The organism is Eoetvoesiella caeni, assembly GCF_003315175.1.
GTDB classification, from domain to species: domain Bacteria; phylum Pseudomonadota; class Gammaproteobacteria; order Burkholderiales; family Burkholderiaceae_B; genus Eoetvoesia; species Eoetvoesia caeni.
The window spans coordinates 1-22,906 of the sequence record NZ_QNRQ01000025.1; the positions used below are offsets into that span (position 1 = coordinate 1).

At 56.3% G+C, this 22,906-nt stretch carries 23 protein-coding genes and 2 pseudogenes; 22 read left to right on the plus strand and 3 right to left on the minus strand.

Going from position 1 to position 22,906, the window contains the following annotated elements:
• Positions 1-402 (plus strand): annotated as a pseudogene (locus tag DFR37_RS22020) (DDE-type integrase/transposase/recombinase); the annotation flags it as partial.
• A 93-nt stretch (positions 403-495) separates the two neighbouring features.
• Here the strand turns inward: DFR37_RS22020 and DFR37_RS22025 are convergent.
• On the minus strand, positions 496-1,425 hold the full coding sequence (locus DFR37_RS22025; protein ID WP_113935306.1) for a LysR family transcriptional regulator: 930 nt from the start codon (positions 1,423-1,425) through the stop codon (positions 496-498).
• 124 nt (positions 1,426-1,549) lie between these two features.
• Between DFR37_RS22025 and DFR37_RS22030 the strand changes: the two genes are divergently transcribed.
• From DFR37_RS22030 to DFR37_RS22060, 8 genes are all read left to right on the plus strand, one after another.
• On the plus strand, positions 1,550-2,407 hold the full coding sequence (locus DFR37_RS22030) for a fumarylacetoacetate hydrolase family protein (RefSeq protein WP_113935307.1): 858 nt from the start codon (positions 1,550-1,552) through the stop codon (positions 2,405-2,407).
• A 20-nt stretch (positions 2,408-2,427) separates the two neighbouring features.
• Positions 2,428-3,468 (plus strand): gentisate 1,2-dioxygenase, encoded by a 1,041-nt coding sequence (gtdA, locus tag DFR37_RS22035; protein WP_113935308.1) that lies wholly within the window; start codon positions 2,428-2,430, stop codon positions 3,466-3,468.
• Positions 3,469-3,636: 168 nt separating this feature from the next.
• Positions 3,637-3,792, plus strand: a complete 156-nt coding sequence (locus tag DFR37_RS23610) for a hypothetical protein (protein ID WP_379881395.1) — start codon at positions 3,637-3,639, stop codon at positions 3,790-3,792.
• Positions 3,755-4,819 (plus strand): ABC transporter substrate-binding protein, encoded by a 1,065-nt coding sequence (locus DFR37_RS22040; RefSeq protein WP_379975631.1) that lies wholly within the window; start codon positions 3,755-3,757, stop codon positions 4,817-4,819. The genes DFR37_RS23610 and DFR37_RS22040 overlap by 38 nt, the downstream gene beginning before the upstream one ends.
• Positions 4,820-5,695 (plus strand): branched-chain amino acid ABC transporter permease, encoded by an 876-nt coding sequence (locus tag DFR37_RS22045; protein WP_113935309.1) that lies wholly within the window; start codon positions 4,820-4,822, stop codon positions 5,693-5,695.
• A complete protein-coding gene (locus tag DFR37_RS22050) occupies positions 5,692-6,657 on the plus strand; it encodes a branched-chain amino acid ABC transporter permease (RefSeq protein ID WP_113935310.1) in 966 nt (321 codons plus the stop codon). The genes DFR37_RS22045 and DFR37_RS22050 overlap by 4 nt, the downstream gene beginning before the upstream one ends.
• The gene (locus DFR37_RS22055) at positions 6,654-7,451 is read left to right on the plus strand and encodes an ABC transporter ATP-binding protein (protein ID WP_113935311.1); all 798 of its coding nucleotides are present in this window, start codon (positions 6,654-6,656) and stop codon (positions 7,449-7,451) included. The genes DFR37_RS22050 and DFR37_RS22055 overlap by 4 nt, the downstream gene beginning before the upstream one ends.
• A complete protein-coding gene (locus DFR37_RS22060) occupies positions 7,402-8,148 on the plus strand; it encodes an ABC transporter ATP-binding protein (RefSeq protein ID WP_218951519.1) in 747 nt (248 codons plus the stop codon). Before DFR37_RS22055 ends, DFR37_RS22060 begins: the two co-directional genes overlap by 50 nt.
• On the opposite strand, the gene DFR37_RS22065 is transcribed toward DFR37_RS22060, so the two are convergent.
• The gene (locus DFR37_RS22065; protein ID WP_113935313.1) at positions 8,145-9,044 is read right to left on the minus strand and encodes a LysR substrate-binding domain-containing protein; all 900 of its coding nucleotides are present in this window, start codon (positions 9,042-9,044) and stop codon (positions 8,145-8,147) included. The two genes, DFR37_RS22060 and DFR37_RS22065, sit on opposite strands and share 4 nt — an antisense overlap.
• Positions 9,045-9,158: 114 nt before the next feature.
• Here DFR37_RS22065 and DFR37_RS22070 point away from each other — a divergent pair, with 114 nt between their 5' ends.
• From DFR37_RS22070 to leuD, 4 genes are all read left to right on the plus strand, one after another.
• Positions 9,159-10,370, plus strand: a complete 1,212-nt coding sequence (locus DFR37_RS22070) for a CaiB/BaiF CoA transferase family protein (RefSeq protein ID WP_242341942.1) — start codon at positions 9,159-9,161, stop codon at positions 10,368-10,370.
• Positions 10,371-10,453: 83 nt separating this feature from the next.
• Positions 10,454-11,407 (plus strand): hydroxymethylglutaryl-CoA lyase, encoded by a 954-nt coding sequence (locus DFR37_RS22075; RefSeq protein ID WP_379881391.1) that lies wholly within the window; start codon positions 10,454-10,456, stop codon positions 11,405-11,407.
• Positions 11,408-11,464: 57 nt separating this feature from the next.
• Positions 11,465-12,919 (plus strand): 3-isopropylmalate dehydratase large subunit, encoded by a 1,455-nt coding sequence (leuC, locus tag DFR37_RS22080; protein WP_113935314.1) that lies wholly within the window; start codon positions 11,465-11,467, stop codon positions 12,917-12,919.
• Between the two features lie 10 nt (positions 12,920-12,929).
• Positions 12,930-13,577, plus strand: coding sequence for a 3-isopropylmalate dehydratase small subunit (gene leuD, locus DFR37_RS22085; protein WP_113935315.1), 648 nt, complete (start codon positions 12,930-12,932; stop codon positions 13,575-13,577).
• On the opposite strand, the gene DFR37_RS22090 is transcribed toward leuD, so the two are convergent.
• Positions 13,578-14,498 carry a LysR family transcriptional regulator gene (locus DFR37_RS22090; RefSeq protein ID WP_113935325.1) on the minus strand — a complete coding sequence of 307 codons (921 nt, stop codon included), beginning with the start codon at positions 14,496-14,498 and terminating at the stop codon, positions 13,578-13,580. It abuts the gene before it with no gap.
• A 339-nt stretch (positions 14,499-14,837) separates the two neighbouring features.
• Here DFR37_RS22090 and DFR37_RS22095 point away from each other — a divergent pair, with 339 nt between their 5' ends.
• The 9 genes and pseudogenes from DFR37_RS22095 to DFR37_RS22135 form a co-directional block, all read left to right on the plus strand.
• Entirely contained in the window at positions 14,838-15,158 is a 321-nt protein-coding gene (locus DFR37_RS22095; protein WP_113935316.1) for a 2Fe-2S iron-sulfur cluster-binding protein, read from the plus strand.
• Positions 15,159-15,230: 72 nt separating this feature from the next.
• Positions 15,231-16,397, plus strand: a complete 1,167-nt coding sequence (locus DFR37_RS22100; protein WP_113935317.1) for an ABC transporter substrate-binding protein — start codon at positions 15,231-15,233, stop codon at positions 16,395-16,397.
• 25 nt (positions 16,398-16,422) lie between these two features.
• The gene (locus DFR37_RS22105) at positions 16,423-17,343 is read left to right on the plus strand and encodes a branched-chain amino acid ABC transporter permease (RefSeq protein ID WP_113935318.1); all 921 of its coding nucleotides are present in this window, start codon (positions 16,423-16,425) and stop codon (positions 17,341-17,343) included.
• On the plus strand, positions 17,336-18,331 hold the full coding sequence (locus tag DFR37_RS22110) for a branched-chain amino acid ABC transporter permease (RefSeq protein WP_113935319.1): 996 nt from the start codon (positions 17,336-17,338) through the stop codon (positions 18,329-18,331). The genes DFR37_RS22105 and DFR37_RS22110 overlap by 8 nt, the downstream gene beginning before the upstream one ends.
• Positions 18,312-19,064 carry an ABC transporter ATP-binding protein gene (locus DFR37_RS22115; RefSeq protein ID WP_113935326.1) on the plus strand — a complete coding sequence of 251 codons (753 nt, stop codon included), beginning with the start codon at positions 18,312-18,314 and terminating at the stop codon, positions 19,062-19,064. Before DFR37_RS22110 ends, DFR37_RS22115 begins: the two co-directional genes overlap by 20 nt.
• Positions 19,061-19,771 (plus strand): ABC transporter ATP-binding protein, encoded by a 711-nt coding sequence (locus DFR37_RS22120; protein ID WP_113935320.1) that lies wholly within the window; start codon positions 19,061-19,063, stop codon positions 19,769-19,771. The genes DFR37_RS22115 and DFR37_RS22120 overlap by 4 nt, the downstream gene beginning before the upstream one ends.
• Before the next feature lie 84 nt (positions 19,772-19,855).
• Positions 19,856-21,085: a cytochrome P450 gene (locus tag DFR37_RS22125; protein WP_113935321.1), complete on the plus strand. Its 1,230-nt coding sequence runs from the start codon at positions 19,856-19,858 to the stop codon at positions 21,083-21,085.
• A 9-nt stretch (positions 21,086-21,094) separates the two neighbouring features.
• Positions 21,095-22,318 (plus strand): NAD(P)/FAD-dependent oxidoreductase, encoded by a 1,224-nt coding sequence (locus DFR37_RS22130; protein ID WP_170139993.1) that lies wholly within the window; start codon positions 21,095-21,097, stop codon positions 22,316-22,318.
• Positions 22,319-22,500: 182 nt separating this feature from the next.
• A pseudogene (locus tag DFR37_RS22135) lies at positions 22,501-22,812 on the plus strand (gentisate 1,2-dioxygenase); the annotation flags it as partial.
• Positions 22,813-22,906 lie beyond the last annotated feature (94 nt).

Sequence of the window (22,906 nt, forward strand, 5' to 3'; positions counted from 1 at the left end):
ACGGTCGAACGCCTGATGAGCGAGCTGGGCATTGAAGGGGTGCGTCGGGGCAAACGGGTTCGTACTACGGTGCCCGATAGCGCGGCGGCCTGTCCGCAGGATCTGGTACGGCGCCACTTCGAGGCGGATCGTCCAAACCGGCTCTGGGTAGCGGATTTCACCTACGTTTCCACTTGGCAAGGATGGCTGTATGTGGCCTTTATTATCGACGCGTATGCCAAACGGATTGTCGGCTGGCGCGCCTCCAGCAGCATGACGACAGACTTCGTTCTGGATGCGCTTGAGCAAGCCGTGTACGACCGTCGCCCCAGTCAGGCAGACGGCCTTATTCATCATTCGGATCGCGGGTCCCAGCCTTCGTCGGCGAGTGTGCAATCGGTTGAATCTTCGGCTAGCGCCGGCCAAGCGTCTGCGCGAGGAAGGCGTTGGTTATGGGTGGGCGGAGCATGCATTCTGGCTGTAATTGTGATCGCCAGCGTTGTATAGGGGGTCTCGCTAGTCGGGTTCTTGGGTGCTGGCCTGGACGGGCGGCATATTGACGAAGGTACGAAAGATCAATTGCCTTAGCCAGGCGTTTGCCGGATCCCGGTGATACCGCTCGTGCCAGTATTGCCGCACCTCGTAATCGGGGGTGGGGAAAGGAATCTTGAATGCCGATACCCTGCCGCCCAGCGCCAGGGTGCCCGCCAGCCGCGCCGGGACGATTGCCAGTAGATTGGTGGCGATGATGATCTGTTCGAGTCCCAGGAAGGACGACACTCGCAGTTTGATCTTGCGCGCGATGCCGCTGGCGCGTAACTGCTTGTCCAGTCGTGAGTGGCCGGTCCCGGGAGCGACCAGCGATACGTGCTCTTCTTTCAGGAACTGTTCAGTAGTCAGCACATCGCTCAGCCGTGGATGGCCTTTGCGGGCGATGCAAGCGTAATGCTCGGTGAAAAGCCGTTGCTGGAAGAAGCCGGTGTTCAGCTCGACCGCAAAGCCGATGGCGACATCGACTTGGCCTTGCGCCATGGCTTGGCCCGTCGTATCGTCCAAGTCAAGGGAGTCAACCCGCATCTCGGGGCCGGTCGTTTCGAAAATGGGCAGCAGATCAGGCAGTATGACCAATTGCGCGACGTGGCTCAGCCCCAGGCGGAAAGTACGGGAGGCGCTCTCGGGTTTGAATGGAACGAAGCCGCCACGATTCGGGCCGAGCAGGTCAAGCGTTTGGTCGATGGCTGAGATCAGGCTTTCCATCAATGGGGTCGGCATCATCCCCTGGGGCGTCTTTACAAACAGAGGATCACTGAAATGTTCGCGCATGTGGCTTAGGCGGACGCTGATGGCGGGTTGGCTAAGCCCGACTTCGGGGACCGAACCGGTCACGCTGCGGGTGCGGTAAATTTCCTTCAGGATGACGAAGTCGGATAAATCTAGTTTGGCCATTGAGATGCGTCCGTCGGTTAGCCGAACAGCCGTATTTAAAAATACAATTAAGGGTATAAAGAGTAGGGCATTGTGTACGCCCTGGCAATAATTAAAAATTAGCCTTAACAATCTTGGAGTAACTATGCGTTTATGTCGTTTTAATCAGGATCGCCTTGGAGTGGTAAAGGGAAGCAATGTGTTTGACGTGACGGCCGCGCTGGACGTCTTGCCGGGCAGCCGCTATCCGTTGCCGACGTACGATCTGTTGATTGCCAATCTTGATAAGGTTCGTGCGCGGATTGAAGAAATCCTGCCCTCGGCCACCAGCTTAGCGTTGGCTGACGTTCAGTTGCTTAGCCCGGTCGCTAATCCTGGCAAGCTGGTTGCAGCGCCCGTCAATTACTTGAAGCACCTGGAAGAAGCGCGGGCCGATCCTGGTGTCCACCACAACAACCAGGTCGACGAGATTCAGCGCATTGGTCTTTTCTTGAAAGCTACCAGTTCGCTGATCGGTCCAAGCCAGGGCGTGGTCATCAACCACCCCGATCGGCGCAACGATCACGAAATCGAATTGGCAGTGGTAATCGGCAAGCCCGGCAAACATATTTCCGCGGCCAATGCGTGGGACCACATCGCCGGATATAGCATCGGCCTGGACATGACTGTGCGTGGCCCCGAAGAGCGCAGCATGCGCAAATCAATAGACACCTACAGCGTGCTCGGCCCCTGGCTGGTGACGGCGGACGAAATCGCCGATGCCACGAATCTGGATTTCCATCTGACCGTCAACGGTGAAACCCGCCAGAAGGCTAATACCAAAGACCTCGTCATCGGTATTGCACAGCTGATCGAATTCGCCTCGGCTTTCTACACATTGCATCCCGGCGACGTCATTTATACCGGCACGCCCGAGGGCGTTGGTCCGGTCCAGGCTGGCGACACCATCATGGCCGAGTTTGATCAGATCGGAAGAATGGAAGTCGCTGTCCGGGCTATTTAAAGAATTCCAAGGAGGAAATCATGGCATCACCATTACCTGCTGCAGCCCTGGAACGCCAGCCGTTCTATGACAAGATCAGCAAGGCGAACATGACTCCCTTGTGGGAGGTTCTACACGGGCTCATTACCGCTACGCCCAATACGCCGTGTTTGCCGTATCTGTGGAAATGGGAAACCGCCTGGCCCTGGCTGCTTGAGGCCGGTCAGTTGATCACGGCCAAGGAGGCCGAACGGCGCGTCCTAGTTCTCGAGAACCCGGGCCTGCGTGGTCGCACCCGGATCACCCACAGTCTGTACGCCGGCTTGCAAATCATCATGCCCGGCGAGGTCGCTCCATCACACCGGCACTCGCAGTCGGCATTACGCTTTGTAATGCAGGGCCATGGCGCGTACACCGCAGTGGACGGCGAGAAAGTCACAATGAGTGTTGGCGACTTTGTCATCACGCCATCCTGGACCTTCCATGACCATGGAAACCCCAGTGACGAGCCCATGGTTTGGCTCGATGCGCTGGATGTCCCTCTGGTCGAGCTTCTCGATGCCCAGTTCATGGAAAAGGATGCGGCGGACAGCCAGACAACGTCCGAGGCGGCCAATACAAATCTGGCCCGGTTCGGAAACACCATGAAGCCGGTTGAATACAAGCCCAGCTCACGCACGTCGCCCCTGTTCTGGTATCCCTACGAGCGTACCCGTGACGCGCTTGAGACCATGAAGGCGCATAGCGACATGCATGTGTGCTGGGGGCATAAGCTGCAATACACCAACCCGGTGACCGGCGATTGGGCCATGCCGACGATTGGCACATTCATGCAGCTGTTGCCGGCGGGCTTCAAGGGGGCGGCTTATAGGTCCACCGATTCCATGGTGTACGTGTGCGTCGAAGGCACAGGCCGCTGCCACATTGGCGGTCAGACGCTCGAGTTCGGCCCGCGCGATGTGTTCATATGCCCGTCCTGGGAGTCCTACCGTTTGGAATCGGACGGTGACGCCGTGCTTTTCAGCTATTCCGACCGACCGGTGCAACAAGCGCTTGATCTTTGGCGCGAGTCCATCGGTTGATATCTTACGGAATAACCCTAGCCTAAGGAAATACCTTACAGACCAGACAGGGTGGCGGCTGCCATACTGTCAGTCCGCATTGCTCTCCCGACGGCGCGTTATCGATCGTCGGGCTTCGTTCTTCGTTCTAAGTAGCAACATCCTATAAATACAGTCAGGAGACAGACAATGAATAAACGACTATTTTTGCATGGAACGGTCGCGGCGGTTGCCGTCGCGGTCAGCGGCTTGTATGCGCCCTCAGTGGCGGCAGCCGATGATACGTTCAAGGTCCCTCATCTTGCCGATGACCGGCCCGTTCGCCTCGACGGGCCGGCAGATTGACGCCGGAACGCGGGTCTATATGGCGCAGCATGGGGACAGCGTCGACGGACGTAAGATAGAGATCATTCTGAAAGATGACGGTGGTGTCGCGGCCAACAGTAAGAAAATCGCTCAAGAGCTGATCGTCAACGACAAGGTGAACGTCATCGCCGGTTTCGGTCTGACGCCCATCACCCTGGCCGTTGCGCCGATCGCCACTCAATCCAAGACCCCCATGGTGGTGATGGCAGCGCAAACGCAAAGCGTTACCGATGCCTCGCCCTACATCGTTCGTTCAAGCGGAACCATTCCCCAGGTGACTGCGGGCGTTGCGCAGTGGGCGACCAAAAATGGCTTTAACAAGGTAGTCACGCTGGTTCCCGATTATGCCCCGGGCTACGAGTCAGAAACGGCGCTCAAGAAATACTTTGGTGGTTCGGGTGGAACCATTATTGAAGAAATTCGTGTGCCCATGCGCAACCCGGATTTCGCACCTTTCCTGCAAAAAGTGCGCGACCTAAAGCCCGACGGCTTGTTCGTGATGCTGCCTTCCGGCCCCGGGGCTGCCCTGCTTAAGCAATATGGACAGCGCGGGCTCGAAGACGCCGGCATCCGGCTGATCGGCCACGGAGCCATTACCGATGACGATAACCTGAACGAGGCGGGCGATGCGTCGATGGGCGTGGTCACGTCCGATTATTATTCGACGGCCCACCCGTCTGAGTTGAACAAGAAGTTTGTCGCAGACTACAAGAAGATCGATCCTACTGCTCGTCCAAACTTCTTTGGCGTAGCGGGCTATGACGGCATGCACCTGATTTATGCCGCGCTGAAAAAGACCGATGGCAAGGGCAATGGCGACCAGTTGCTGGAAGCGATGAAAGGCCTGAGTTTCGAGAGCCCACGCGGCCCGGTCACTCTGGATCCCGATACACGCGACTTCATCCAGAACATTTATCTGCGCAAGGTTGAGAAAGTAGATGGGGTTTTGTACAACGTCGAGTTCGATGTTGTCGAGAACGTCAACGCTTTTGGCGAAACCAAATAAATGTTGACGATACTGTTTGACGGCATCGCCTATGGGATGCTGTTGTTTGTGCTGGCCATTGGCCTGTCCGTGACGCTCGGGTTGATGAATTTCATCAACCTGGCTCACGGGGCTTTTGCGATGGTCGGGGGCTACGTTACGGTGCTGCTTATGCAGCACTACAACGTGCCTTTTCTGATTTGCCTGCCCATCGCCTTTGTCGTGGCTGCAGCGATCGGTGCGGTTCTTGAGCGGACGTTGTACCGGCCGATGTATGACAGGCCAGCGCTCGACCAGGTACTGTTTTCCATCGGCTTGGTATTCATTGCCGTGGCGGCGACCGACTTTGCGGTTGGCTCCAGCGAGCAGATCATACAGCTGCCGCACTGGCTGAATGGACGCAGCGAATTTCAGATCGGTCCCTACGTACTTGGCATGGGCCATTACCGCTTGCTGATCATCCTGATCTGCGTCGTGTTGACGGTTCTGCTGCAATATGGACTGGATCGCACTCGCTTTGGCAGTCAGCTTCGGGCCGCCGTCGACGATCAGAAGGTAGCCGATGGGCTAGGAATCAACGTCAATATCGTCTTTCTTTCGACGTTTGCGCTAGGGTCAGGCCTGGCCGGCTTAGGGGGCGCGCTGGGCGCCGAGGTGCTGGGGCTGGATCCCACCTTCCCCTTCAAGTTCATGATTTATTTCCTTATTGTCGTTGCCTTGGGCGGCACGTCTTCCCTGACCGGGCCATTGCTGGCGGCGCTTCTGTTGGGGGTCGCCGACGTAGCGGGCAAATACTATGTGCCCAAGCTGGGTTCGTTCATTGTCTACATCGTCATGATCATGATTTTGTTGTGGCGGCCGCACGGGCTGTTTGTCAGTAAAGGAACGAAATCATGAGTCAGGTTCAGCACTCCTTACAGGCGGGCAGGCGCTGGAAATTCTGGGAACCATTGCTCTGGGTGCTTCCCATTGCGGTGCTTGCTCTTTTTCCCAGCCAGGCCTTTTTGCTGAACCAGATGGCGGTAATGGCGCTGTTCGGTATCTCGCTTGACCTCATCCTGGGTTATACGGGGATTATGTCTCTGGGACACGCGGCTTTCTTCGGGCTTGGGGGGTTCGCGGCGGCCTTGTTCGCTAAATACATTAATCCGGATCCTTTGCTTGGCCTAGCCGTGGCTCTGGCCATTTGCGCATTTGCGGGCGCGATATGCAGCCTGACCATTATTCGGGGTAGTGAGCTTACCGTTGTCATGGTGACGCTGGGCGTTTCGCTTATCTTCATGGATCTAGCCAATTACATGACCTGGCTAACGGGGGGCGCCGACGGCCTGCAGGGTGTGATCATGGGACCGGTGCTGGGTGTTTTCGAGTTCGATCTTTACGGCATGACTGCCGCGTATTATGCGTTGGCGGTACTGTTCGTGTTCTTCCTGCTGGCTCGCCGGCTGGTCAACTCACCATTCGGCTTCGGCTTGAAGGCAATCCGCGACAATCGGCTGCGGGCCTCTGCCATCGGTATTCATACCTCGTCTCGCATCATCATTGCCTATACGATTTCCGCGGCAGTTGCCGGTGTAGCGGGAGCGGTGTTGGCGCAAAGCATGGCCTTCGCTTCGCTGGATATTTTTGCTTTTGAGCGTTCCGCCGATGTCCTGCTTATGGTTGTGATCGGCGGCATCGGCTGGCTGTACGGCGGCGTGGTCGGCGCCGTGGTATTTAGCGGTTTGCACCATGTGCTGTCCGACCTGACGCCCCAATACTGGATGTTCTGGCTGGGCATCTTCCTGGTTGCGTTGATGCGGGTGGGGCGCGAGCGCTTTATCCGTCCATGGACGTGGTTCCGCAGGAGCAGCTCATGAGCGCCAACCCATCCTACGCCCTTGAAGCCAAGGGCTTGGTCAAGCGTTTTGGCGGGATCACAGCCACTAATAATGTGTCCATCGGGCTCGAAAAAGGTGGCCGGCATGCCTTGATCGGGCCGAATGGCGCGGGCAAGACCACTTTGGTGCATCTGCTGACCGGCGTACTGACAGCCAGCGAAGGCTCTATACATTTACAAGGCAACGACATTACCGGCTTGTCAGTGCACGAGCGAGCGCGACGCGGCCTGGTGCGCACCTTTCAGATCAACCAGCTATTCGACTCGCTGACCCCGCTTCAAACCCTGGCGCTGGTAGTCTCGCAGCATAGTGGGCTGGGCACCAAGATGTGGCAGGTCATGGGATCCAGCAAAAAAGTGGTGCAGCGCTGCGAGCATCTGCTCGAGCAGTTTCATTTGATGGACGTCCGCGATCAGCTGACCAAGGAATTGCCTTATGGCAAGCGCCGGCAGCTTGAAATCGCCATTGCCCTTGCTTGCGAGCCCAAGGTGTTGCTGCTGGATGAACCAGTCGCCGGCGTGCCGGCATCCGAGCGCGGTGAGCTTTTGCAGATTGTCGATGCATTGCCGCCAGATGTCTCCGTATTGCTGATCGAGCACGATATGGATCTGGTTTTTAGTTTTGCCAAACGTATGACGGTCATGGTCAATGGCGGTGTGCTGCTCGAAGGCGATCCGGACACCATCGCCAACGATGAACGGGTCAAGGCGGTCTATCTTGGCCATGGCGATAGCGTTGAGTTCGACACATTTGAGGAAATCATCAGTGGGTAAGCTGCTTGACGTAGAAAATCTGGACGCGGGTTACGGCGAAGCGGTGGTTTTGCGCGATGTGTCCTTGTCGATCGAGGCAGGCGAGACACTGGCTCTGCTAGGGCGCAACGGTACGGGCAAGACCACCCTTATCAACACGCTGGTGGGGGTGACGCGGCAGCACAAGGGCTCGATTACATTGTCGGGCACATTGCTGAATAAATTGTCCCCCCATGAGCGGGCGGCGGGGGGTATTGGTTGGGTCCCCCAAGAGCGCAACATCTTCAAGTCGCTGACTGTGCACGAAAACCTGACGGCGGTCGCACGGCCAGGCAACTGGAATCCAGAGCGCATCTATGAGATGTTTCCGCGTTTGGCCGAGCGCAAGACCAATATGGGCTCCCAGTTGTCAGGCGGCGAGCAGCAAATGCTTGCCGTCGGGCGGGCGCTGGTGCTGAACCCTTCCCTGTTGCTGTTGGACGAACCGACTGAAGGACTGGCACCCATCATCGTCGAGGAACTCTTGCGCGGAGTGCGGCACATTACGCGCAACGAAGGCCTAAGCGCCATCATTGTCGAGCAGCATCCGCATTTGATCCTGCCGATATCTGACCGGGCGGTGGTGCTCGACCGCGGGGCAGTGGTGCATAACAGCACCGCGCAGGAGCTTAGAGGCCAACCGGAAATACTTGATCGGCTCCTGGGGGTGGCGCGTTAGTGATGTGCTGTACGGCTGCCAGTCATGCGGTCCACCAGCAGACGCGCAGCGGGCGAAAGCGCGTCGTACGAGCGTATGCACACATGAAGTTGGCGATGAGCCCAGGGTTCGTCCAGGGTCAGCAACTTGATGCCCAGCGCTTTGGCGTACGACATGGCGATGCGGCGCGGCAACACGCCCATGCCCAGATCTGACTCGACCATCAGGCAAAGCGCGTCATAGCTGGAGACCTGGAAACGGCAACGCCAAATCTGGCCAAGCTCACTGGCGACACGCATCAGCTGCAGATTCATCTGGCTGCCCGCAGGCAGGCCAACGTAGTCATAGATCAGGGTTTCGGCAAAGCCGACACGCCCTTTCCCGGCCAACGAGTGGGATTCAGGCACGATGACAACCAGGTCGTCTTCCTTGTACGGCAGGAATTCGATCCCTTCGATGGCATGGTCCATCACCAGTACGCCGACGTCGGCGTTGTTGTCGGCAATGGATTGGGCAATGACGGTGCTGACACGCTCTTCCAGGTCGATTTGCACCAGGGGATTATCCGACAGGAACGCGCTCAGCTCTTTAGGCATGAATTGATGAATGGCCGACATATTGGCGACTATTCGTATGTAGCCCTTCATGCCGACGGCATAGTCGTGCATTTGTGTCCGAATGCTGTCCAGATCATGCAGTACGCGATGCGACATGTTTAGCAGGGCCTGCCCGGCCGCTGTTGGTGTAATGCCTTTATTGCTTCGCACGACAAGAGCAACACCCAGTTGCTCTTCCAAGTCGCTGATGCGGCGGCTGATGGCAGCCGCGGCGGTGTGCTCGTGCTCGGCGGCGGCTGCGATAGTGCCATGCTTGAGCACGCTGATGAAGAGGCGCAGGGATTTTGGATCCGGGCTCATCGGGTCTCCTGGGGCGGTTGCCATCGCGGAATGCGATGGCAACATCGTAAACCACTTCTTTACCCATTTGGAGTAGGCGGCGATGATTAGCCGATTAGATAAAAGGAATTGACTATGCAGGAAAACTCGTCCGCAGCCGAGATGGCGCTCTCGGGCATCAAGGTGCTGGAGCTGGGCTCGTTGGTCGCCGGACCTTACGCCAGTGCGCTGCTGGCGCAATTTGGCGCGGAAGTCATCAAGATCGAGCCACCCAAGACGGGAGACCCGTTGCGCAAGTGGCGCAAGCTGCACGATGGAACGTCGCTCTGGTGGTACACCCAAAGCCGCAACAAGAAATCCGTGACGCTGGACCTGAAGGCGCCGGAAGGGCAGGAGATCATTCGTAAGCTGGCGGCCGAGGCTGACATCGTGATCGAAAACTTCCGCCCTGGCACATTGGAAAAATGGGGCATAGGCTGGGAGCAGCTTTCGGCCATCAATCCTGCGCTGATCATGGTGCGGATATCGGGTTACGGCCAGGATGGTCCCGCGAGTCAACGGCCGGGATTCGCCGCCATCGCGGAATGCATGGGGGGCTTGCGCTACGTGACAGGCTATCCTGACCGCGCGCCAGTGCGGGTCGGCGTAAGCCTGGGCGACACCCTGGCGTCGCTGTATGGCGTGATTGGCGCACTCATGGCCATGCATCATCTCAAGGTGAACAACGGCAAGGGGCAGATGATCGACGTGGCGCTGTACGAGGCCGTTTTTGCCGTGATGGAAAGTTTGGTGCCGGAATACTCTGCCCAAGGCCATGTACGCGAACGGACTGGGTCTGCCCTGCCGGGCATTGTGCCGTCGAACACTTATCCATGCGGCGATGGACGCTATGTCGCCATTGCGGGCAACGGTGACGGCATCTTCCGGCGGCTGATGACGGCCATCGGGCGCCCTGACCTGGCCGAGGACCCCGCGCTGGCCCATAACGACGGCCGGGCCAAGCAGGTCGCCATGCTGGATGGCGTTATCCAGGAATGGACGGAACGCAATACGCTGGACGACATCCTGCGCATCATGGACGAGGCGTCGGTGCCTTGCGGCCGAATTTATACCGCCGAGGACATTGTCAACGACGCCCACTACCAGGCGCGCGGTATGTTGCAAAGTTTTGATTTGCCCGATGGCAAGTCTGTTCAGTTGCCAGGCATTGTGCCCAAACTTAGCGCGACGCCGGGCCAAACCAAATGGATCGGCCCCAAGCTGGGTCAGCATACGCAGGAAGTGCTGGATTCCATTGGCGTCACGGCCGAGCAGCTGGAAAAATTGCGCCAGGCCGGACTGGCCTGATGGCGAAGCGATGCGGCGGGCCGTGTACGGGCTAATGAAGTGACAGCGCCGCATGCGGTATCTGTGTCCAATTGAAGAAGAGGTTGAATGTGATTACGAGCACTCAAGACAGGGGCAAACAGCGCCTGTATATCCAGGAAGTCTCGGTGCGTGATGGTTTCCAAATGGAACCCATCTTTATTCCCACCGATCGCAAGGTGGAGTTCATCAACGGCCTGAGCCGCACCGGAGTTGCCAAGATCGAGGTGACTTCGTTTACATCGCCCAAGGCGATTCCGGCCTTGGCTGACGCCGAAGCCGTGATGTGCCGTATTGAACGTGCGCCTGGGGTGGAATACGCGGCTCTCGTGCCAAACCTGCGTGGCTGCGAGCGGGCTTTGTCGTGCGGTGTCGACGAAATCAACCTGGTGATGTCCGCCAGCGAAAGCCATAACATGGCCAACTTGCGAATGACGCCCATGCAGTCCCTGGATCAATTCGCGCAGATCGTTAAGCTCGTCGATGGGCAGGCGCGCTTGAATGCGTCCTTGTCTACCACGTTCGGCTGTCCGTTCGACGGCGATATTCCCTTGCCCCACGTGCTGGACACGGTTGCCCGCTTTGTGGATATTGGCGTCGATGGGATCACCTTGTGCGATACCACGGGCATGGCCAATCCGGCTCAGGTTGCCAGGGTGTGCGAAGCGGTCAAGGAGCGCTGGCCAGCCATGGCCTTTACCGCCCACTTCCATAACACCCGCGGCATGGGCCTGGCCAATGCGCTGGCGGCGGTGCAGTCGGGTATTGATCGTTTCGATGCGTCGCTGGGTGGACTGGGCGGCTGCCCGTTCGCGCCTGGTGCCAGCGGAAACGTATGCACGGAAGACATGGTGCATATGTTCAATGCCATGGGATATGACACCGGCGTCGACCTGGATGCGCTGCTGGCATTGGCCGGCGAGCTTCCCCAGATTGTTCAGCACGATATTCCGGGGCAGGTCGTCAAGGCAGGCCCTTCGACCCGGCGGTATCCCGTACCGGCCGGCAAGGTAGCGTAGGCGGTTGTTTATGCTGCCTCCGGACATGACATAGCGCTTTTAGATAGGAATTCAACCATGACAGATCCAGGCGTGAACTCTGCCGCGGGGGCGTCTGCTCCGCGTACGCTTTTCGACAAGCTTTGGGAACGGCATCTGGTGAAAGAAACACCCGGTGGCCCCTCGCTGCTGTATATCGATCGTCAGCTAGTGCATGATGTGACCAGCCCGCAGTCGTTCGAGGGTCTGCGTCTGTCCGGACGAAAAGTCTGGCGGCCCGAGACCGTCCTGGCAACCGCCGATCACAATGTGCCGACCACCTCAATCGAGCGTGCAACAGGATCGAAAGGCATCAGCGACCCGCTGTCGCGAATCCAGGTGGATCAGCTTACCCGCAACTGCGAGGATTTTGGCATTCGGCAGTTTGGCCTCGACGACAAGCGCCAAGGCATCATCCATGTCATTGGACCCGAGCAGGGGTTGACCTTGCCGGGCACGTCAGTGGTGGCGGGAGATTCGCACACCAGCACGCACGGAGCGTTCGCCGCGCTGGCGTTTGGCGTGGGAGCCTCCGAGGCTGAACATGTATTGGCCACCCAATGCCTGTCGATCAATCGCATGAAGCCCATGCTGGTTCGGGTCGACGGCAAGCTGGCCGCCGGCCTAAGCGCCAAGGACATAATCTTGAATATCATCGGCAATATCGGTACGGCCGGCGGCACCGGCTATGCAATCGAATTTGCCGGCGATGCCATCAGCGCGTTGTCGATGGAAGGCCGGATGACCTTATGCAATATGGCGATAGAGGGTGGCGCACGCGTCGGTCTCGTGGCGGTGGACGATAAAACCATTGCATATGTCAAGGGCCGTCCGTTGGCGCCCAAGGGCGAACAGTGGGATGCCGCCGAAGCTTATTGGCGTACTTTGGTTAGTGACGAAGGCGCCAGATATGACCGGGTCGTCGACATTGACGCGGCCAGCCTGAGACCTATGGTGACGTGGGGAACGACACCCGAGATGGTCGTGCCGGTGGACGGACAGGTGCCCGACCCGGACAAAGAGTCGGATCCGGTGCGGCGGAGAAATATGAAGGCGGCGCTGGCGTACATGGGATTGGCGGCCGGCACCCCGATTGAGCAGATTCAACTGGACAAAGTGTTCATCGGCTCCTGTACCAATGCCCGCATCGAGGATCTTCGCGCCGCCGCTGCAGTGGCCAAGGGCAAGCGAGTTGCGTCGAACATCAAGCAAGCGCTGGTCGTGCCGGGCTCCGGCCTGGTCAAGGAGCAAGCCGAAGCTGAAGGACTGCATACCGTGTTCATGGATGCGGGTTTCGAGTGGCGCGAACCGGGTTGTTCCATGTGCCTGGGAATGAATGCGGATCGTCTCGGCAAGGGCGAACGCTGCGCGTCCACCTCCAATCGAAATTTCGAGGGACGACAGGGCGCAGGCGGACGCACGCATCTGGTCAGCCCGGCCATGGCGGCGGCGGCGGGGATTGCTGGACACTTTGTCGACATAACGGAAGTCTAGGAGGCACGACATGCAAGCATTTACATCGTTGGATGGTCTGGTGGCTCCGCTGGATCGCAACAACGTCGATACCGACGCCATCGTACCCAAGCAGTTTCTGAAGTCGATCGCTCGCACCGGCTTCGGCCGGCATTTGTTCGACGAGCTGCGCTTTATGGATGACGGCGAATTGGGACAGGATCCCGACAGCCGGCAGAAAAATCCGGATTTTTCCTTGAACCAGCCCCGCTACCAGGGCGCGCAAATCCTGTTGACGCGCGAGAACTTCGGTTGCGGCTCCAGCCGGGAACATGCGCCCTGGGCGCTGTACGATTATGGGTTCCGTGCCATTGTTGCCGTGAGTTTTGCGGATATCTTTTACGATAATTGCTTCAAAAACGGCATACTGCCTGTGTCGCTGGACGCTGCCATCATCAACCAGCTGTTCGACGAGGTTCAGGCGACGCCAGGCTATAGGCTGTCGATTGACTTGGCAGAGCAAACCGTGAAGACACCGTCGGGCCAGGTGCTGGATTTCACACTGGACCCGACGCGCAAGCGCCGATTGCTTGAAGGTCTGGACGACATTGCTATTACCCTGGCCGACGCGGATGCGATCCGAAGCTACGAGCAGGTACGCATCAAGCAAGAGCCGTGGCTGTTCGAAATCCCGCGATAGTTAGCTTGCATCCTCCGGCGCCAAGGTAATTTGTGGACATAGGCTAGTTGCTAGGAGCCGCACAGGCACCGCCAATCCGGCTGTATCGCGTAGACCTAGGAGTAGATGGCGTTGTGCCCATGTTTCATTGAGCGGAATGCCTTTTAACCCTAGGGAGCGCATATAGGGTTGCGCCGCGATCCGTGGAAGTATGCCTATGCCCAGCCCTGCTTGAACCATGCGGCAGATGGCATCGAAGCTCCGTACCTGTATCTGTAGCTTCAAAGGTTTATTCAGCTTGGTGCTCTCGGTAAGTAGTCTCTTCGCAATAGAAGTCGATGGGGGGAGACTCACAAAATCGTACTCTATAGCGTCAGCCAGCGAAATTTTTCGACGCTTAGTCAGTTGGTGATTTTTAGGGACGATTAGCACTAACTCGTCCTTTTGGTATCCGAACGAACTGATATCCTCCGCAGGGGTGTGCTCTTCAAATATACCAATGTCGGCGCGATTTTCTCGGAGCGCCGCGACGACTTCGTCGCTATTGCGCTCTTCAAGATCTATGGCTATTCCCGGAAGGGAGCGCATGAATACACTGAGGTCTCCAGGCAGGAACTGTGTGATCGACGAAGTATTTGCCCAAATACGAACCCGGCCGGATGTTCCGGCTCTGAATTCCGACATAACACCCGACATGCGCTCGACGCTTTGGAGTAATTCAAGTGCATGTTGAAATAGCGTATTACCGGCTTCGGTAAGCTTCACGCCACGAGAATAGCGGAATAGTAGCCGTGTTCCTAAATGATCCTCTAGGTTCGAAACGCGCTTACTCGCTGCCGCAACGGCCATATTCACGGCGCGCGCTCCCCGGGTGACGCTCCCGCTGCGTGCAATCGCGATAAACACGCGAAGCGTAACCAGATCGAAATGCGTGATATTCATAGTTATATCTTCTAACGCCCAGCTCGCGGGCTCCTCAGCTTCAGTGCATGTTCGCACCGGATTCTTCTTCGCGACCATTTATATCACGATCAAAAAGCTGAGCCGTTAAATCATCCAGAACTCTTCAGATACGGTATCCGTCCGTAGCTACATTAGGGTAATTACTTTGTCAATTGCGATAACGCTGCGTTCGCGAAAAGCGAACGCTCGTCGCCAGCGTGAATGTTAAGATACTGAAGCTATAAATTGTGTAATCGCTCGTATCTTTTTATCGGTTCGACGGGCGAGCACTAAAGAGAATGCCGGCGTAAGGCGTTCCGTAACTTGACGGGAAGAGTGATGGCGTTAATCAGTTTTGTACTGGCGGACGGAAGTCAGCATGATATTGAGGCAGCGGAAGGTACATCCGTGATGGAAGCGGCGGTGGCCCATAACCTGCCGGGTATTGACGCTGATTGTGGAGGCGCCTGTGCCTGTGCGACATGCCATGTGTATGTGGCTTCGGATTGGGTAGAACGTCTGCCGCCCAGAGCCGAGCAAGAGGAAAAAATGCTCGAGTTCGCCATAGGGACACGCAAGAATAGTCGGCTGAGTTGCCAATTATGCGTTAGTGCTGAATTTAATGGGCTTCAGGTAGAGGTCCCCGAGTCGCAATACTGACGGCTAAAGTCGGACCGAAAAATATCCAGTTTAAATACGTAGCGAAGCTATGAAAACCTTTTGGAGACAAACATGAAAGCTCTTAGCGGAATTGCCTTGGCGGTATCGTTCTTGGTCGCACCCTATGTCCAAGCCCAGGAGCCTATAAAGATCGGTTTTGTGGCCGAGCTTTCGGGGCCGCAGGGTGTTCTCGGCACTGATCAGTATGACGCTTTCATGCTGGCTGTAGAAGCCAATGACGGAAAGTTAGGCGGCGTTCCTGTCCAGATTTTCAAAGAGGACAGCATGCTCAAACCAGAGATTGGTGTCCAGGCTGTTCAAAAGCTGATTGAGCGGGAAGGGGTCCAAATAATCACTGGTGTTACATTCTCCAACATAATGATGGCGATATTGAAGCCGGTGACAGAGAAAGAGGTTTTCTTGATAGGATCGAATGGCGGTCCAGCGCCCGCAGCCGGCGCCGAGTGTTCTCCCTATTTATTTATGACGTCTTGGCAAAATGATATGCAGTCCGAAGTCGTAGGTAAATATGCCTCTGAACAAGGTTACAAAAAAGTAATTGCCATGGCCCCGAATTACCAAGCGGGCAAAGACTATATCAATGGGTTCAAGCGGTACTTCAGTGGCGAGGTTATCGATGAAATATATACGCCTCTAAATCAGCCCGACTTCTCAGCCGAACTGACGCGTGTGGCTGCAGAGCAGCCTGATGCCGTTTTTATCTTCTATCCCGGAGGCTTGGGAATAAATTTCGTGCGTCAGTATCATCAGTTGGGTTTGGGAAAGACCATTCCGTTATTGACGACTGCTACGATGGATGGTACGACGCTACCGGCTATGAAGGAGGCCGCGCTCGGTGTTAAGACGGGAACGTACTGGAGTCCAGATCTTGCTGTTCCGGCAAATGTACAGTTCATTAAGGATTTTCAAGAAAAATATAACCGTTTGCCATCGCAATATGCTGCACAGAGCTATGATGCTGCCCTGCTGCTCGACTCGGCGATCGCTAAGGTCGGTGGAAATTTAACCGATAAACAGGCTTTTATGACTGCTTTGAAAGCGGCAGACTTCCAGTCGACACGTGGCGATTTCAGGTTCGGTAATAACAATTTCCCGATTCAGAATCTCTATATGCTAGAGGCCGCGAAAGATGCTGACGGAAACATTGCGTTGAAGACGATTGCTACGCCGCTCAAAGACCACCAGGATGCGTACCACGACCAGTGTGCGATGAAGTAAAACTAATTTTCCGGGGCTGTATATTGTGAGCTGGCAAGTTTTTCTAATGCAGGCCTTGAACGGAGTTCAGTTAGGTCTGCTGCTTTTCCTGTTGTCGGCAGGTCTGACACTTGTGTTGGGTATCATGAGCTTTCTGAACTTGGCTCACGGCTCGTTTTACATGATGGGCGCCTACTTTGCTGCGGCGCTCTATGGATGGACGGGGTCGTTCCTGGTCGCAGCGGTGGTGGCGATTCCAGCGACCTTGTTGCTGGGCCTATTGGTGGAACGCATCGTGTTATTCAGGCTGTACGATCGTGATCACCTGTATCAGGTGCTGGCCACCTTCGGGTTGATTTTGTTTTTCAACGAGCTGGTGCGGATTCTCTGGGGCTCCTCGTCCATCTACATGGGTACGCCCGAGCTACTGACCGGTTCCATTCAGATCCTGGGTCTGCCTTACCCCAAGTATCGGTTCGCCGTGATCTGCGTAGGTCTCCTGGTGGCGCTCGTTCTATATTGGATCATTCATCGCACACGGATTGGCATGTTGATTCGTGCGGGGGCGTCCAATGCCACCATGGTCGGTATGCTTGGGGTCAATATAAAGCGGATCAACATGCTGGTATTAGGGTTTGGCGCAGGCCTGGCCGGAGTGGCTGGCTTGATGTCGGCTCCGATCATGTCGGTGCAGCCAGGCATGGGCGAGCCGATTTTGATTCTGACGCTGGTCGTGATTGTAACCGGAGGCATAGGCTCCATACGTGGGGCGTTCTATGGGGCGCTGATCGTGGGCTTTGTCGATACGATCGGACGGGCGTTTCTACCTTGGATTTTGCGAGAGCTGCTTGACCGCGACCTCGCTCAGGCGTTGGGCCCGGCAATCGCTTCAATTGCTATCTATCTATTTATGGCCGTCGTGCTGGCAATCAAGCCCGAGGGGCTTTTCCAGGTGAAGCATGGATAAAATCAACTTGCGTTTTATTGTAGGCGCGGCCTTTCTCCTGTCGCTTGCGGTGCTGCCGTTGCTCGCCACGGCAGCCGGCGATTCCTTTTACATCACCTTGTTTTCCCGGATCATGATCTACGGTCTGGCCACATTAGGCTTGAATCTGATCCTGGGTTACGGCGGGCTCGTCAGCCTGGGCCATGCCCTTTACATCGGCATCGGCGCGTATGCCGTAGGCATTTTGTCAGCGCACGGCATAACGAGTGGATGGTTGCAACTGCTCGCGGCTTTCATGGTCGGCACGGTGGTCGCGATGTTGGTGGGAGTGGTGTGCTTACGCACGCGAGGCATGGCCTTCATTATGATCACACTTGCCTTTGCGCAAATGGCTTACTACATTGCTATCGGCTTGCGTAATTACGGCGGTGAAGATGGAATGGCTGTCCCGATGCGGAGCGATTTCGGGCTGTTTTCTCTGTCTAACAGCGTGGTTTTGTATTACGCCATTTTCACCGTGCTCTTATTGGTTCTGTACCTGTCCTGGCGCATGATGCAGTCGCGCTTCGGATTCGTGCTTCGCGCCAGCCGATCAAACCTGACCCGCATGAGTGCGCTGGGCTTCCCCATGCTTCGATATCGGTTGACGGCTTACGTGCTGTCGGCCCTGGTTTGTGTCGTGGCAGGTTTCTTTCTTGCCAACGTGGCTCGCTATATTGCTCCCTCTTATATGGCATGGCACGTGTCGGCCGAGCTGATCGTGATGGCGGTGCTCGGCGGCATGGGTTCGCTGCTCGGGCCAGTTATCGGCGCAACGGCCTTGCTTACCTTGGAAGAATTCCTCGGTTCGATGGCGCTGGGGTTGCCGTGGGGATTGGACTCGTTCATCAATACACACTTCATGATCATCATCGGCGTGGTGGTTGTGCTAATTGCGCTCTCGTTGCAGCAGGGCCTATACGGCTATTTGACTGCACGCGAGCAAAGGCTTGGCCATGTTAAAAGTTGAGCACCTGGTAAAGCATTTTGGCGGCCTGAAGGCCACCGACGATCTGTCCCTTGAGGTGTATCCAGGCGAGCTGCATGCAGTCATCGGGCCCAATGGCGCAGGCAAAACCACCCTGATCCATCAGCTGTCTGGGGAGTATTTTCCTGATAGCGGACGGATCATTTTCGACGGCATGGACATTACGCGCAAAAAAGCACACTCGCGCGCGCTTTCAGGCCTCGGCCGTTCGTATCAGATTTCATCCGTATTCATGGAATTCAGCGCCATTCAGAATGTCATGATGGCGCTGTTGGCCCACTCTGGCCATAGCTTTCGCTTTTGGCATCCCGTGCTCAAGGAGCGCCGACTGTTGGAGCCGGCGATGGCTTCTTTAGAACAAGTGGGTTTGGGGTCCATGGCCGACCAAACCGTTGCCAACATGGCGCACGGCCAACGCCGGCAGCTCGAACTTGCCATGGTGCTTGTCACGCAACCTAAGTTGCTGCTTTTGGATGAACCCATGGCGGGCATGAGCCAATTGGAGTCCGAAAGGGTCATTGAGATCCTGGCCTCGCTCAAGGGCCGATATGCGATTCTCCTTGTCGAGCATGACATGGACGCCGTATTTGCATTGGCCGATCGGATCAGCGTCTTGGTTTATGGGCATGCCATCGCGACCGGTACGCCCGAGGAAATTCGCAGTAGCGCGCTGGTCAGAGAAGCGTATCTTGGTGATCCGGAGGACGTAGTTTGAAGCCCCTCTTGCAAATAAGCGATCTCGAAACGCTTTACGGCGCCAGCCAGGTATTGTTCGGAATATCCTTCCAGGTCCATGAGGGCGAGCTAGTCACGCTCATTGGGCGCAACGGGATGGGTAAGACCACGACCGTCAGGACGATTATGGGTCTTCTCACCCCGCGCAAAGGCTCGGTGCTTTTTAAGGGCGATTCGCTTGAAGGTGGGCCGACGTATCGGGTGGCCCGCGCCGGGATCGCGGTGGTACCCGAAGGGCGCCAGATATTCCCTAACTTGACCGTGCGGGAAAACCTTATCGCTACCGCAGGCAATCGCAATGACGCCTTAGAGCCATGGACGTTGGCCCGGGTCTATCAGCTGTTTCCCCGGCTACAAGAGCGGGAACGCAACTTGGGCACGACCTTGTCGGGGGGAGAGCAACAGATGCTGGCCATTGGGCGGGCGCTGTTGACCAACCCCCAGCTGCTTATCCTGGATGAGGCCACCGAGGGCTTGGCGCCGCTGGCGCGCGCCGAAATATGGAAATGCCTGGAGCAGCTGAAGGCCGTGGGCCTTGCGCTGATCGTCATTGACAAGAACATTGGCCCGCTGATGCGTCTGGCTGACCGGCATCATGTAATAGAGAAGGGCCGCATCGTCTGGACCGGTAACTCAGATCAATTGCGTGCCGAACCTCAGATACTACGTGAATACGTGGGCGTATAAGAGCAGACAAGCTTTTGCTCATCTTGGAACTGAAGCTGTATTTGATATCGCACATTCCATAAACCAACGATGGAGGACCATAACATGGTACCCACAATAGACCAAAATGCCGTTGTAGGCTCGTCTTTCGATCTTTTTAATCTGCCAGAGACGTATTACGATAATCCTTATCCGTTTTTCAAGGAATTGCGTGATAACGATCCTTTGCATTGGAACTCTGATGGCTCAGTGCTCCTGACACGGTATGCGGACGTGAAAGCGGTATGGCGGGACTTGTCCGGGGTGGTTAACCGTGAGGCAACGTATGGCGCTAAATTCGGCGAAGGTCCTCTGCTGGAGCACCACACATCTTCAATGCTGTTTCGAGATCCGCCGGACCACGATAGGCTTCGCGACATCATCAATCCCTTTTTTACTCAGTCCGCGATCGGAGATCTGCGTAACTCTGTAGAACAGATCGTGCAAAACTTGCTTGATGAGGTTGATGGTAAGAAGGAAATTGATTTCGTTAAGGATTTCTCGTCTCTCATACCAATTAAGCTTATCTGTGACTTGTTCGGCGTGCCCCGCGAAGAAGGTCCGAAGATCCGCGATTTTGGTGCCAGTGTGCTTCTTCCATTAAACCCCGCAGTCTCTGCCGAGGTCGTCCAGGCCGGGCACGAAGGAACGAAAGGTTTCATGGAGTTTTTACGGCCCTACGTGCGCGAGTGGCAAAGTCGTCCGGCGGAAGAGAAGCCAAGCAACATCATCAGTGGCATGGTGGCGGCACAGAAGGGTGGTCAGGAGATCAGCGACGACGAGATCATACATATGTGTATCGTGGTGCTAAATGGGGGCCACGAAACCACAACAAACCTGCTCGGCCTATCTACACTTGCGCTCATGGAGCATCGCGATCAGTTCGAAAGATTAGCGGAGGATCCGCAAATTGTCGGCTCGGCTATTGAAGAATGCCTGCGATATGCGACTCCTTTGCAATTGCAGGGACGCCGTACGACGCGTGAGATCACTATCCCTTGCGGAGTTGTTCCGCCGGACACCGAAATCATCATTGCGCAAGCGGCGGCGAATCGTGACGATCGCGTCTTTGATGAACCGAACCGATTCGACATAGGTCGTAGACCGAATCCTCATCTGGCGTTCGGCGCGGGCATCCATGTTTGTTTAGGTCGACCGCTTGCGCGGTTGGAGGCGGCAATTACACTGCCGATGTTGGTTCGTCGGTTTCCGAACCTTCAACTTGTGGGTAAGCCGGAGTTCAACCGTAATGCGCGCTTCCGAGGCATCAAATCCATGGTCGTAAGTTTAGATTAGGGAATGTTGATGAATCGAGGCGTGGTTGTGCTAGGCGGGGGGCAGGCGGCATGTCAGTTGGTCGCGTCGCTGCGGCAAATGAAGTACGACGGTACGCTGACTATGATAGGGGACGAGCATGCACTTCCGTATCAAAGGCCACCCCTTAGTAAGGGCTTCCTCAAGGGCGAGGCCGATATCGCAAGCATTAGCCTTAGAACCGCTGAGTTTTACCAGAAAATCGGATGCGAGATGCGCATGGGCGTTCGGGCAGTTTCGATCAACCGCGAAAGCCAGATCGTGGAACTGGAAAATGGTGACTCTCTTGGCTATGAATGCCTGGTATTGGCGACGGGCGCACGACCGAAGACTTATCCGGGCCTACCCATAGAGACCAAGAATCTACATTACTTACGGACCCTTGCCCACGCCGGGCAGCTATCCGAGTCGTTGTCTAAAGCTAAGAAGCTTGCGATTATAGGCGCCGGCTATGTGGGCATGGAGGTCGCCGCGTCGGCTCGCCAACTAGGCGTCGAGGTTTCGATTTTCGAGACGGCACCACGTGTCATGCTCCGCTCTGTGGGGCCCCAGCTTGCGTCCATAATCCAGGATATCCATACACGACATGGGGTGCGCTTGAATTTAAGCGCTGAGATCAAAGAGATTAAACACGACGCCCTGAAGGGGTCTTTCACCATCGTTACTGGCACGCACGGTACCGATGATTTCGACTTATTAGTGATCGGGATCGGCGCTCAGGCTAATACGGAGCTCGCTGTCGGAGCCGGAATAGGCTGTGGCTACGGGATTCTCGTGGATGCTAGCTGTCGCACAAGCGATCCTGCAGTCTTCGCAATAGGGGACTGCAGCGAGCAAAATCACCCTATTTACGGGCCAGGCTTCCGACTTGAGTCTGTACAAAACGCTGTGGACCAAGCCAAATGTGCCGCCGCCGCCATTGTCGGCGGCCCACAGCCACCGCCTAGCGTTCCATGGTTTTGGTCCGATCAGTACGGACACCGGGTGCAGGTGGCAGGCTTGCCGCGCCATCATGATGTTTGCGTAATAAGAGAACAGACAGCCAACGAAGGTGCGCTTACCAATGCCGGTTCGGTTTGGTATTTGAAAGATCGCAAGGTAGTGTCGGTGGAAACTCTGGATGCGCCAAAAGACTTTATGGTCGGGCGCTCCTATATAAAGAACAATACCGAAGTCGATGCAGAGCGCCTTGCAAAGGAAGAGCTCTTGGCCTGACGGCTCAACCTGACCGCGGCGTCGGCCATGGTATATGGAACCTCGTATACATAATACAAATATATCATCCGTGCGCATATATCGATCCACACACAGTGCCACATAAAAGACGTATATTGGTCTTGAAGTGATGCGCAGCGCCGTGACTGGCGCTGCATCATTAATGCACTGTGGAGAGCCAAATGAGCAAAGTTGCGGCCAATCAATCGCAGCGGGACGATTTTTACGCCCGTATCGATAAGAAAGACATGACCCCGTTGTGGGAGTCCCTGCACGCCTTGGTGCCCACGCATCCCGTTTCCGACTGTGTCCCGGCACTTTGGAAATACGATGCCATCCGTGGGGACATCATGGATTCCGGCGATCTCATCACTGCTGAAGAGGCGGTGCGGCGTGTGCTTATTCTGGAAAATCCCGGCCTGCGCGGACAAGCGGCCATTACGCCGACCCTATACGCTGGCTTGCAGCTGATCTTGCCTGACGAAGTGGCGCCCCTGAGTTCGACAGTTTGAACCCCTGGTTCGAGATCAAACACCCTGTTCACGCGGGTTTCGGTCTTTTTTGATCTTGATTTTGTAATGGCACGCT